This is a genomic window from Opitutus terrae PB90-1, assembly GCF_000019965.1.
GTDB classification, from domain to species: domain Bacteria; phylum Verrucomicrobiota; class Verrucomicrobiia; order Opitutales; family Opitutaceae; genus Opitutus; species Opitutus terrae.
The window spans coordinates 5,146,608-5,158,682 of sequence record NC_010571.1 but is presented as its reverse complement, the minus strand read 5'-3'; the positions used below and the strand labels follow the sequence as shown (position 1 = coordinate 5,158,682).

Sequence of the window (12,075 nt, the reverse complement as noted above, 5' to 3'; positions counted from 1 at the left end):
TGGGAACGGGTCGGAAAATGAATCGCTGCTCGCGCGGTCGCGATCGTCAGCGCGTGTGTTCGATCCAGTGAAGCAGTTCCTCGGGGGTCGCGGCGGCGGTGCCGGTTTTGCCGACCACGATGCCGGCGGCGAGATTCGCGATGGCCGCAGCTTCGGCCGAACTGGCGCCAGCCGCGCGTGCGAGCACGAAGGTCGCGATTACCGTGTCGCCGGCTCCCGTCACGTCGTAAACCTGCCGCGCGACGGTTGGAACGTGATGCGGCGGTTGCTGGCCTTCCACCAGCAACAGGCCCTGCTCGCTCAGTGTCACCAGCAAGGAAGCGGCATGGTGCGTGCGCTGAATCTGCGCGATCGCGGCGAGCAACGCCGGGTCGCGCGATGGATCAGCGGTCGCGCCCGGGTCGGGAAGGCCGGCGAGTTCGAATGCTTCGCGTCGGTTCGGGGTCAGCAGGGCGCATCCGTGGAACGCGAGGGGGTGACCGGGTTTGGGATCGATGCAGACGGGAACATTGAACTGCTGCGCTTCCTGGAGCACGACGTCGACGAGCCGCTGGTCCACGCAGCCTTTGGCATAATCAGTCACAATCACGGCCGCCGCCCCGCGCAGGGCGGAGCAGCAGGCGGTGATCAGCGCTTCTTGAGTCGCGCGAGCCAAAGGGCGATTCGTCTCTCGATCGAGTCGCACGATCTGTTGGCGTTGGGCCGTGATCCGGGTCTTGAGCGTGGTGGGGCGAGCGGGTTCGACGATGAGTCCGTTCGTGGGCAAGTGGTACTGAGCGAGCGTGGCGCGCAGTTGACCCGCGCCGGAATCGTCTCCCATCACGCCGAACAAATCCGCGGAGGCGCCAAGGCTCACGAGCGCGCGCGCCACGTTGCCCGCGCCGCCGGGCACGAATGTTTCGCTGCCGAAACTCACGACGGGAATCGGGGCCTCCGGGGAGATTCTCCTCGCGTCACCAACGATCAGTTGATCGAGCATCAGATCGCCAACGACGACGACCCGCGGTTGAGCAAACGCGGTGATCAGTGACGAAGACGGGCAAGGGAGAGGTCCATGAAAGGAGCAGGCCGGCGGGAACGAATCAGCGTCGGTGGTTGAAGCTCATCGTGGCGGGGCCGACGCGTTGGCTGCAACGATCCGCTGGAGCAACGCGGTGGTGCTCAGATCGGGCAAGAAGGGCAAAAACCGGATCTCCGCGCCGACCTCGCGCAGCGCTTCACGTTCGGAACGGTCGAGTGAGTTGAGGGAATAATCTCCCGCTTTGACGTAGATGTCCGGACGCAGGGCACGAATCTCGGTGACCAGCCGCGGCTGCTCGAACAGCACGATCGTGTGCACGCACTCGAGCGCGGCGAGGGCGTAAGCGCGCTCGATCGCGGGCTGGATGGGGCGAGTGGGACCCTTGAGCGCGCGAACACTGGCGTCGCTGTTGAGTGCGACGAAAAGCGCGTCTCCTTCCCGGCGTGCGTGCTGCAGGAAGTAGATGTGGCCTGCATGAAGAAGATCGAAGCATCCGTTGGTCAGAACGACCTTCTGGGCGCCACGCCCCAGCGCATCTCGCACGCGCGCGGCTTCTGCGAGATTCCGCAACTTGGGAATAGGCAAAAGAAGACTCTCCAATGGCGTCATGACGCAAAGCACTCTGGTGTCGGGCACTGGCGCGAGGCGAACTCTTTTGCGCTGTTTCACACCGCGCGCGAAGCAGTCGTTGGTGCCATCCCGCTTCAGAAAAGACGTCGTTCCAAGGCGGCCAATTGATGCGGAGTTGCCCCGGCTGGACGACCAATCTGCAACCCCGGCTCAGACGGCGAGCCGTCCGCTGTTTCTCCGAACCGACTCAGATCAACTCTGGAGTCGGACTGGTCAGAGTGACAGTGGCGGGCGCCGCCGGCGCGCCGCGCTCCACGAGAGCCTTTTTAGCTCCGGCCAGCCCGCGAGAGGGCGGCGGATCCACCAAGAGCACGAAAGACTGCTGTCCAGGCGTGAACTCGGCCGTGACGCGCTCCGCGATGTAGCTGCCAAGAGCGCGCACGCTCTCCGCGAGGGTGGGTTCGCTCTCCATCGGGCGAGCGGTGGCCTCCCCCTGCCGGGCTGCCCGCGACGTGGGCAAAGCCAGACCCACCGCGGTCGCACCGAGGTCAAGCGGCGCGACGGCACCGAAGTGCATGTCGAACTCCTTCACTGCGAGAGCGGGCAGCTCGGGAGTCATTCCTAGGGACTGAAGGTCGTCAGGTAGAACCGGGCCATGCAGGCCGTCAGCAGCGGGAATCGTGAAGCCCGGGATGGAAGGCGCCGGCAGAGGTGTGGATACGTTTCCGCGCATACCGGATGGTGTGAAACCGCCAAAGTGGCTGGTTCCGTCCGCTACGATTGCCAACGGCAGACTCGATTGGTCGCGATGAGCCACATATTGGGCGATGAGCTCGTCGATATCACCCGAGGAAGAGGCGAGCAGTGACCGCAGCTCCATCACGAACGTACGCATGTGCTCATCGAGCGGCAGATCGACGATCACGAATCCGGGTTCATGGGGCTCCGTGGGCGGCTCGGGCGTAATTGGATCGGTCGGTGAATCGGGCGGGACCGGCGTATCCGGCGTCGCTGGATCATCCGGTGTCACCGGGTGATCCACTGCCGGGGACCAGTCGCGAATATTTGAGCGCAGAATACCATCGGGATCGACGATCAAGCCGGCGTTGTAATCCTTCAGGTAAAGATACTGATCCGGATGGTCACTGGTTGCCGCTGCGACGAACAGAACCAGATCGTCCTGCGTGCTCAGCGTCAACGCTCCCAAGCTGGACACGATCGTCGAACCATCGCCGAAATTGCCGACCTTGAGTTCAGTCTTGTCACCGGTGAAGGTAAGCACCGAAAGCACTCCGGTGTCTCCGACTTCCATGAAGTCGACCTTGTTCGCCTGCAATGCACCCGTGATCGTCAGGTTCGGCGCTTCGATCTTGTCCACATTCGAGACCCTCATCGTGGCGATGTCGTCGTGGCCGATGAAAGTCACGGATCCAAAATTGGAAATGTCCAAGTTCGTGACGAAGTCCGGGAGCTTGTCGAGATCGATGGTGAGGGTGGTATCGGCGGTGCCCGTCAGAACCAGCTGATGGTTGCCGAAATTGGTGCTGAAACTCGCGGAAAAATCACCCTGGCCGCTCACTGCTGCTACCACCGCATTGTAGTCGGCGACTAATCCGAAAGGATCAGCCGCGCCGGCCAACAAAGTGCGCGTCTCCAGGGCCTCGATGCGGAGGCTGCGGTTGGATGCTGGAGACGGGTTCATGGTACGTTCTGGAGAAAAGCTTTTCAGGCTCCGGGTGCAATCAATATCGCGGAAAACCCGGGCACCGCCTGGGCCGAAGGTTCGATGCGGATTTTCACGCGAAAAGTGCCACTGGATGGGTCAATGACGGGGTCCACGTGAGAAACGGTGCCGGAGATCATGGGTTGGTCCTCAGACGATTTGAGCACTCTCACATCGACGCGCTGGTCGACGCGGAAGAGGGAAAAATACCGAGCGTCGCAGAATACTAGCATTTCGAGCCTTCTCACGTCGACGACGCGTGCCACGGTCTCATAACGCTCAATCGCCTCGCCCACCAATTTGTTGGTTTTCAGGAAGATGCCGGCGATCGGCGAAACGATATCGCGGTTGGCGAGCCGCGCTCGCGCGAGTTCGACGGCGGCGAGAGCCTGCTCGTAACGGCTGAGGGCCAGTTCGGCAGAAGCTTTGGCCTCCTGAAACTGCTTTTCGCTGTAGATGTTGTCCTGGCGCAGGCGTTGGATCCGCTCAAATTCCGTGGCCGCCCGGTCTTTTTCTGCCTTGGTGCCGCGGGCGGACGCTTCTGCCTCGGCCAGTTCCGCGCGCTGCTCGGCCGAGTCCAGACTCATGATGGATTGTCCGGCGGTGACCGTGCTGCCTTCGGGAACGTGGATGACCTCGACGATCCCCGCGGCGCGGGAGCTGAGGCTCACATCGACCGCCGGACGCAGCACCGATCTGAACGAGCCTCGGGCGGTGCTGCTCGGGAACGCGGGCGGTTCCCGCGAGGGCTCGTTCGGCGGCGAGACATTGTCGGAGGCCGGCTGGGCCAGCGCGACCGCCGCCATTGAAATTGCAGCTACCAGTGGGATGATTTTCGCAGGAAAGCCCATGTGAAGGTGAGGCAGGAAAACTCAGAAGAAGCGAACCGTCAGGAAATCCACGAAGTCCTTGAACAGCACGTAAGCGACAGGGCGCACGCCGCTTTCGAACGTCATCCGGCCAGTGAAACCCGATTTTAGGAATGCCGCATCGTCCAACTTGGCGTTCAACGGCACCACGACGGTGAACTGATAGTCGCCGGTGGACGTGTCCAGACCGTAGGCGAGCTGGGAACGGTTGACGAGCTGCAGCTGATATTTGTGGGCGGGGTTGGCGGCGAGGCGGAGCGCCGCGGGAACGGGCCCATGCGTTTTGAGCCGTTTTTCGAGGAAGATCAGGTCGCGCTCCTTGAGCACGGCCTTCACCTGCCAAGTGCGCGGATCGACCACATGCAGGGCCGGCTCGCCGAGCCGGAGCACCTCGCCGACCCGGGTGGACAGCGTTTGCGCCCCCAGCACGATGCCGTCAAACGGCGCGCGAACGACCGCCCGGGAGAGATCGAGCCGGAGTTTCTCGGCCATGGCCGCCGCCTTGTCGGCATTCAGCCGGGCGATCTGCATCTGGGCTTCGTTGCCGGCGTTCATGGCGGCGTCGCTTTCGACCAGCGAGCGTTCATATTCCTGCTCGGCTTGCACCAGCTGAAGCTGAATGTCCCGGGTATCGAAACGTGCGAGCACCTGGCCCTGTGTCACCGATTCACCCTCGCGCACCGGCACTTCCAGCAGTCGCGAGCTCACCAGCGCCGGGAGGGTGGTTTGGGTGACGGGAAGCACACTGGCTCCGCCCTTGACCGAATACGGAATGGGGCAGGCGAGCACGGCGACGAACAGCAGGGCAGGCAGTCCAAAGCGGAGCCATTTCCGCTTGGTTGGCGTGTTCACGTAGGCCTGGCGCGTCGCGACGAGCCGTCGGGCGATCCGCATCGAACGGTGCTGGTTGCAGTAGAGAGCGGTGCCGAGAGCCTTGCCGGCGGACGCAGCGAGATCGAGCATGGGCTTGAGCAGCGCGGCAATCTGCTCCTCGAGCTTGGTGCCCTCGAACAGGAGAATTCCGCACACGCGCTGATCCCGGTCGAACAGCGGGATGACTGTGGCCCAGTTCATCGGCATCACCTCGAAATAATCGTTCACCTCGACCGGACGTGCATCGATTTTAGAAGGATCACGCATCATCAGCGTGAGCTTCGGCTTGATCGGACCGGCTTGCCGGGCGGGAGCCGCGGGTCCGGGAGGCCGCTCGGGGACCGGCGCAGCGCCGGCTGGCGCGGCTGCGGCTGTGGGCGCCTCGGCCAGCGGGGCAGGACCATTGTCACTTTCCGCTGCTGATTTCGCGAGGGACATCTCCGCCAGCTTCTGGGCGACGCGTTGCAGCACCCCGGCTTGTTCGCTCTTCGGGTGCGGTCTTTTCAGGCCGCTGCAGGCTTGGAGCTTGAAATCGTAGCTGAGGTCGAACATATCGGCCCCGATGTCGTGAACGCGATCGTAATGGGCGACGGTGAACAAGCACACGCGGTCGCAGGCAACGGCTTCTCGCGCATAGTTGACCAATTTCCAGCACACCGAATCCACGTCGATGTCGCCGGTCAGCTCCTCCAGCAGACGGGCGTAGGTGCTGATGCGGGTGACCTCCTGGGACGCATCGCGCGCGCGGCGTGTCTTCAGGTAAAGTTCGATCTCGTTGCACAGCTGCCGCAGCAGCATGAGCCGCGCGTGCGAGGCGTTGGGATTGCCCGGTTGAAACCAGATGTGCAATACGCCGGCGGAGGCGTTGCCCTGCGGAATCGGCACGAAGAGCTGTTCAAAGGGCGTACGATTGAACACGGGCGATTCGTCCGGCGCGGGTGATTCCGCGACCGGGATGCCGATCTGCGATGGCGTGCCGTGCTGGCTGTGAGGCGGCAGGACCACGGGCTTGCGCTGATCCGCGGCGAGCCGACGGGCGCGCTGGAACGCATTGTCCTGTTCCGGCGCCTCCTTGAGCCCCAGCGATTCCACGTTGCCCTGCAGCACGCGATGAAAGGCCGGGCCGCTGATCATGTCGTAAGCAAAACCCACCGGTCGAAAGGCGGTGGTCACACACTCGGCATGGGCGCGCAGGTAGACCGGCAGGTCAGGCGGGTCCTTCGCCAGCTGCGTGAGTCGGGCAGTGATGCTGTTGAAAAGCTGCTGTTGCTGCTGCAACTGCGCGGGCGCAGGCGGTGACTGCACGGGAGTCATTGGTAAAGGCGAAACGATTTCAGCTGGCTAAGGGGCATGGCAAACCAAAAGAGCCGGCATCGCGGGCCGGTGGGTTTGTGACGAATTTTTCAGATGCGATTGTGGGATCACGCGTCGGTCATCGGTGTTCCCACTCCGGCATGACGCGCTTCGCGCAAATCGGGAAACCTGAATCGGTTCGTCGTATTGGCAGCGCCAAGATGCACACGCTTCGACCAGTATCCGAGCTCGAAATCGCCGCCGGGGCAGTGATCGTGAGCCCCGAGAAATTCGTTGCCATGGGAACGCCGCGCCCCGACTTTCTCGGCTTTGGGCGCAATGTATTATCCTCTTCGATCCAAAGCGTGCTGGTCACCCGCAAGTCCGGATGGGCACCGCGGTGGATCCCGACCGGTGCTCCTGCGCATTCCGTGAACATCGTGACTTTCATCAACCTGCGGTTCTGTCGTGTGCGCTACCTGGCCCTGCTGTTCGGAGCAGTCGGTTTCGTGCGGGCCGAGATCCGGCCGGACGCCGGATCGGGATCGAACGGTCAGCCGGCTCCGGTGGCTGGTGCGACTGCCTCTGACGAGTGGACGCTCGATCGAGCGGTGGCGCGAGCACTGGAAGCCAACCCGGACCTGCTGTTGGCCAAGCACGAGTTCGAGCGGCAGGAGGGCGCGCGCCTTCAACTCGTCGCGCGCATGCTGCCGCAGCTGAGCGCCAGTGCCAGCGCGAACGAGCGCGCCCGCGGACTCATCGATCGTTCGCCGGGCGAACGCAACATCCCGCCCTCCGCCCAGACGGCGGTTGCGCTCTACAGCTATGACATGCGGGTTGAGGTGCGGCAGTTGGTGTTCGACGGGCTGGCCTCGTGGCATCAGGTAAAGCGGCAGCAGTTGTTAAAGAAACAGGCCTATCTCGTGCTGCGCAACACCGTCGCCCGAACGATCAGCCAGGTGCGCCAGGGCCTGGATGCGATCCAACTCAGAACCTCCACGGTCGCGGCCGAGAAACGCCGCGTTGAGGAATATATTCAGCTCGTGGAATGGACCTCCCGGAAGCAGGCCGAAGGTGAGGTGCCGGAATTCGAACTGTTGCGGGCGGAAGCCGAGGCGGAAGGGGCCCGGGCGGATCTGGCGGAAGCCCGTCGGGCGCTGGGCGCGGCGGAACAATCCTTCCGCCGGTTGCTGCAGCTACCCGATTCCAAGCAGCCCGTGCGGGTGGCGGGCGAGTTCACGGCGCGGCCGTTCGATCTGCCGTTCGAGGAAGCTCTGGGCGAGGCGCGAGCAAACCGGCCCGACCTGGAGGCGGCTGCGGTCGCAGTCGCGGCGGCGAAGGCCACCGAACGCGCGGAGGTGGGAAACTGGCTGCCCACCGTCGAGGCGTTTGCCTCCTATGGCGAGCGTAGTTCCTATTACAATTCAGGCATCCGACTCGACGGCTGGACATACGGGGTCATGGGGGAATGGAATCTTTTCGAGGGAGGCGCGTCGCGCGGGCGGCGCATGGCCGCACGCGCCGAGCGGCGTTCCGCTGAAACCCGCCTGGCGGAAACGGAGCATGGCGTCGTATCCAAGCTTCACGAACTCTATGAGGGGCTGGCGCAGGCCAGGGTCGCGATGGAGGCTCAACAAAAGAGCGTGGACATGGCCAGCCGCGCGGCGCGCGATGCCCGCCGACTCTACGAGGAGGGCCAGGCGAGTCTGGAGCAGGTGCTGCAGGCGACGATGACCCTGCGGCGGGCGGAGACCCGCTTGGGCGAGTCGATCTACACGCAGAACGCGATGATTGCCGAGATCGAGTTCTCCGTGGGCGGGCAGATCCGCGACTCGATCGCGGTACCGGACACATGGAAGCCGTAGCGACTGCAGGATTGCCCGGGCACGGTGCGATTTCGCCCGAACAACGACGACTCGAGGCGATCGTTCCGGCGCGACTGCGCGCCGACATCGTGATCCGGCGACAGATGTTCAAGCATCAGGAATACTACGTGCTGAAGGATCCGCTGGCGCTGACGTATTTTCGGCTGCTGCCGGAGGAAACCTACATCCTGACCCTGCTCGACGGGAAGCGCACGCTCGGAGAAATCGCCGAGCGGTTCAATGCCCGTTACCCGAATCATGTGCGGACTGCGGCTGAACTCGCCCAGTTCACGAATCAGCTGGGCGCGGGCGGCCTGCTCAACATCGGCGCGAGCCGGTTTGTCGAAAGCGCCACCCAGACCAGGCCGCAACAGCTGATGATGTTCTGGGCCAAGATCATCCAGGGATTCCTTTTCGTCAAAGTCCCCCTGATCGACCCGAGCGCCTGGCTTGGTCAGCTGGCGCACGCCATCCGCTTTGTTTGGACGAAGTGGTTCGTCGGTGCCGCGCTGCTTTTCTACGTCTGGACGGCTGGACTGTTGCTGGCGAACTCGGGCGAGTTTGCGACCCGGCCCGTCGACTTTTTTTCCGCCAGCAATCTGGTGCTTTTGTGGTTCACGATCATCGTGATCAAGACGCTGCACGAGTTCGGGCATGCGACCACCTGTCGTCATTTCGGGGGCGAGGTGCACGAAATGGGCGTGTGCCTGATGTGTTTCACCCCGTGCGGCTACGTGGATGCATCGGACGCGTGGATGATGCGGCGGAAAAAGCACAAGCTTTATACCACGATCGCCGGCATTTTCACGGAGCTGATCATGGCGTGCATCGCGGCCCATTTCTGGCTCGTCCTGCCGGAGGGGATCGGCCGCAGCGTGGCGTTCAACGCGATGATTGTCGCGAGCGTGAACACGATCGTTTTCAACATCAATCCGCTGATGCGGTTCGACGGTTACTACGTGGTTTGCGACCTGCTGGAGATTCCCAATCTCCGTTCAAAGGCGATGGCGTTTTGCTCGTATCAGCTGCAGCGCCTGTTCCTCGGCTACCAAAACCGCAATCAGGAGTCGCAGTTCGGAGCCGAATCCAGGGGGTACGTGTTCGTGATCTACGCGGTGCTCGCCTACCTGTACATGATCACGATCATCTACGGGTTCACTCAGATCTTCGGCCGGGTGCTGGCGCCGATCGGGCTGCGCGATTTCGGCCTTGGGCTCGGTTTTTTTGTGGAAGGCTCATTTGTGGCGCTGCCATTTATCAAGGTCATCATGGATGCGACGAAACCCGGGGCGCACATCGTCAAGACAGGCTCGAGCTGGCGCCGAGCCTTAACGACTATCGCCGTGCTGGCGGGCCTCGTGGCGATCAGTTTTTTCGTGCCGGCGCACTACAAGGTCACGCAGCAGGCCATCGTGACCGCCGAGTCGCCGGAGGTGATGGCCTCGGATGTGGGCGGCGTGATCAAGCAGGTGCACGTTCGTACCGGGCAGTGGGTGCAGCCGGGCGATCTCGTGGTGACGCTTGACAATCCCGAAGTGATCGCGGAGTTGCGCGTCGCCGAGGCGACCCGGCAACAGTCTCGTATTCGCTTCAGCTCGCTGCGTTACTCCCCCGCCTGGGGCGCGGCCGAAACACAGGCTCATGCCGCGCAGGAAATGGAACTCGCGGAAGCTTCGTACCAGGTGGCCTCCGCGCGCGCGGCCAAGCTGCAGTTGCGAGCGCGGGTGGGTGGGTATGTGCTCACTCCCGACGTGGAGAAACTGGCCGGCGCTTACGCCTCGCCCTACGTGCCGATTCTGCGGCTGGGGGACACCCGTCACATGCGGGTGCTGATCCCGCTCACGGAAAACGAGGCCCAACTGGTCAGCCCGGGCAACAAGGTGCGCGGCCGCTGGCTGGCCACGGCCCAGCTGTTCGAGACGGAGCTGGACACCGTATCCTCCCAGCCGGCTCAGCCCACCGACATCCATTACGGGATGCTCGCCTACTTCGGAGGGTCGGTGCCATCGCAGATGATGCAGCGCGATCCACGCGCCCGCCCGGATTTTCCGGTGTTCGTGGCCAGTGCGCCGTTGCCCAAGCCGGATCACGAGGTTCAGGAGGGACTGCGCGTGCGGCTGACGATTCAAGGAAATCGCACCACCGTGGCGGAGAAGACCTGGCGCTGGTTCATGTCGCTGTTCAACGTGAAACCCCAGCCGGTGCGCCGGTGAACGGGCGAGCTCCGGGTTGACACCGGTGCCGAATCCTTCCACGTGAAGTTCGCGAGTTTGCGCCGAACGGCGCGAGAGACGGGAACACCCCATCACCAATGCTGGTAGCGTCTGCGTTGAACGAATGTCTGCTGGAGCTGGCCCTCCAGCGCAATCTGCCCGGGTTCCAGCAATCGCTGAAACGTATCATGGAGCAGTTCGCGCTCAGCGGCTGGGCCGTGATCTTTCCGCCCACGCCGACCCCCGGCAGCCGGCCGGTGTTCATGGCGCACGGGATTCGTCCGGAGAGCAGTCCCCTGCTGACGCTGGCCGCGAAGAACGGCATTGAAGCGATCATTCCTCCACAGGGGTTCGATGGGCCGTTTCTCGCCACGCTGGCCCGGCAGATCAGTCCCTTGCCCAGCAGCCGTTGTCGTGTCCTGCGCAACAAGCGGGACCGGGGCGGAGAGTTTATTCTGTTTTGCTACCGTGCGCCGGCGGACGCGGAGTTCTCGGGCAACGAGATGATGGCGCTCGGTGGCATCTCGCGTCTGGTGGACCGCTGCTTTGTCGCGCTCGCGCAGGCCCAGGAACAGGAGTTCGAAGCCGGGCTGTTCAGAATGGTGGGGAACATCCATCCCGAGGGTCTGTGCGTCTTGGATAACCGGTTACGGGTCATCTTTGAGAATCGAAAGTTCAAGGAACACATGCACGTGTGGAATGGCGGTTTCGCCGCGCTGCAGAATCTCTCGCTGCCGCGCCAGTCGGAACTGCCGGAAATCTGGAAGGAAGCCTGCGACCGGTGCTTTCGGGCGTTTCGGGAAGTCAAGTTCCCACCCGTGTCCGGTCGAATGGCGGTCAGCCAGGGGTCGGTGTCGGAGCTGAAGCATAAACTGGATACGGAGACCTGGCTCGAGGGGGCGGTGCGCTATCTCGCCTTCCAGACGCCGCTGGGTGTTCGGCCGTATCTTATTCTCACCTGCTCGACGCGCCGGCAGGTACCCAGCGGCATGATCCCGCTGGCGCAGATCTGTGAACGGCTGGGGTTCTCCCGGCGCGAAAGCGAACTGGCGGAGCTCATTCTTGAAGGGAGTTCGGCGCGGGAGATCGCGGTGAAGCTCAAGATTGCGCTCCCAACGGTGAAGACCCACATCCGGCACATCCTCCAGAAAGCCGGGGTGAGCACGCGGCTGCAGTTCGTCGGATTGTGCCGTCCGCAAGCGTGATCGGCTAGCGGGATAGCCGCAAAGAGGCGTAAACAGGCGCAAAGGCCCGACCGCCTTCGCGGACGGTGCTGCGCATGTTGAGCGGGGCCTCCGCCTTTTCGGTGTGCCAGCTTTCGCTCGCGCCATGCGTCGCCACAGCATTGTTCCGGCGGCCACGAGAATCCATTTTAGCCACAGATGAACACGGATGCACCCAGGTCAGGAACGGGCGAACACCTGCGGCATCTGTGTGCATCCGTGTCCATCTGTGTTCCTCCGAACGCCTTCGTCGTGGCGTCCTCGCGGTTCGACGAAGGCGTGAGAACGTCTGCGGATCGCGAGCTTGCAGCCGGCGGGTTCTCGTTGCTTCGTCAAGCAAATGAACGTTGCGCTCGTGGAAGCACGGGGTGTATCCAAATCTTACCGGTTGTGGGCTCGTCCAGCCGATCGGCTTACGGCGATGC

General features: G+C 63.3%; 8 protein-coding genes. 3 read left to right on the top strand and 5 right to left on the bottom strand.

Annotation, left to right across the window (positions count from 1 at the left end):
* Positions 1–46: 46 nt before the first annotated feature.
* From OTER_RS20055 to OTER_RS20035, 5 genes are all read right to left on the bottom strand, one after another.
* Positions 47–1,024, bottom strand: a complete 978-nt coding sequence (locus OTER_RS20055) for a bifunctional heptose 7-phosphate kinase/heptose 1-phosphate adenyltransferase (RefSeq protein ID WP_272940907.1) — start codon at positions 1,022–1,024, stop codon at positions 47–49.
* A 78-nt stretch (positions 1,025–1,102) separates the two neighbouring features.
* Positions 1,103–1,606: an adenylyltransferase/cytidyltransferase family protein gene (locus OTER_RS20050; protein ID WP_202796000.1), complete on the bottom strand. Its 504-nt coding sequence runs from the start codon at positions 1,604–1,606 to the stop codon at positions 1,103–1,105.
* Between the two features lie 232 nt (positions 1,607–1,838).
* Positions 1,839–3,293 carry a hypothetical protein gene (locus OTER_RS20045; protein WP_012376772.1) on the bottom strand — a complete coding sequence of 485 codons (1,455 nt, stop codon included), beginning with the start codon at positions 3,291–3,293 and terminating at the stop codon, positions 1,839–1,841.
* A 23-nt stretch (positions 3,294–3,316) separates the two neighbouring features.
* On the bottom strand, positions 3,317–4,165 hold the full coding sequence (locus OTER_RS20040; protein WP_083767799.1) for an efflux RND transporter periplasmic adaptor subunit: 849 nt from the start codon (positions 4,163–4,165) through the stop codon (positions 3,317–3,319).
* Between the two features lie 21 nt (positions 4,166–4,186).
* Entirely contained in the window at positions 4,187–6,361 is a 2,175-nt protein-coding gene (locus OTER_RS20035) for an efflux RND transporter periplasmic adaptor subunit (protein ID WP_148218190.1), read from the bottom strand.
* A gap of 419 nt (positions 6,362–6,780) precedes the next feature.
* Between OTER_RS20035 and OTER_RS20030 the strand changes: the two genes are divergently transcribed.
* The 3 genes from OTER_RS20030 to OTER_RS26525 all read left to right on the top strand — a co-directional run bounded on the left by OTER_RS20030 (position 6,781) and on the right by OTER_RS26525 (position 11,632).
* Positions 6,781–8,214, top strand: a complete 1,434-nt coding sequence (locus OTER_RS20030; RefSeq protein ID WP_158305494.1) for a TolC family protein — start codon at positions 6,781–6,783, stop codon at positions 8,212–8,214.
* Complete coding sequence (locus OTER_RS20025) at positions 8,202–10,427, top strand: efflux RND transporter periplasmic adaptor subunit (protein WP_012376768.1); 2,226 nt, start codon at positions 8,202–8,204, stop codon at positions 10,425–10,427. Before OTER_RS20030 ends, OTER_RS20025 begins: the two co-directional genes overlap by 13 nt.
* A gap of 188 nt (positions 10,428–10,615) precedes the next feature.
* Positions 10,616–11,632 carry a helix-turn-helix domain-containing protein gene (locus OTER_RS26525; protein ID WP_202795999.1) on the top strand — a complete coding sequence of 339 codons (1,017 nt, stop codon included), beginning with the start codon at positions 10,616–10,618 and terminating at the stop codon, positions 11,630–11,632.
* Positions 11,633–12,075: the final 443 nt, after the last annotated feature.

What these genes read in the sequence shown, in the direction of transcription:
- OTER_RS20040 (WP_083767799.1), bottom strand. Translation starts at nt 4,165, where the DNA reads ATGGGCTTTCCTGCGAAAATCATCCCACTGGTAGCTGCAATTTCAATG.
- OTER_RS20025 (WP_012376768.1), top strand. Translation starts at nt 8,202, where the DNA reads ATGGAAGCCGTAGCGACTGCAGGATTGCCCGGGCACGGTGCGATTTCG.
- OTER_RS20045 (WP_012376772.1), bottom strand. Translation starts at nt 3,293, where the DNA reads ATGAACCCGTCTCCAGCATCCAACCGCAGCCTCCGCATCGAGGCCCTG.
- OTER_RS26525 (WP_202795999.1), top strand. Translation starts at nt 10,616, where the DNA reads ATGGAGCAGTTCGCGCTCAGCGGCTGGGCCGTGATCTTTCCGCCCACG.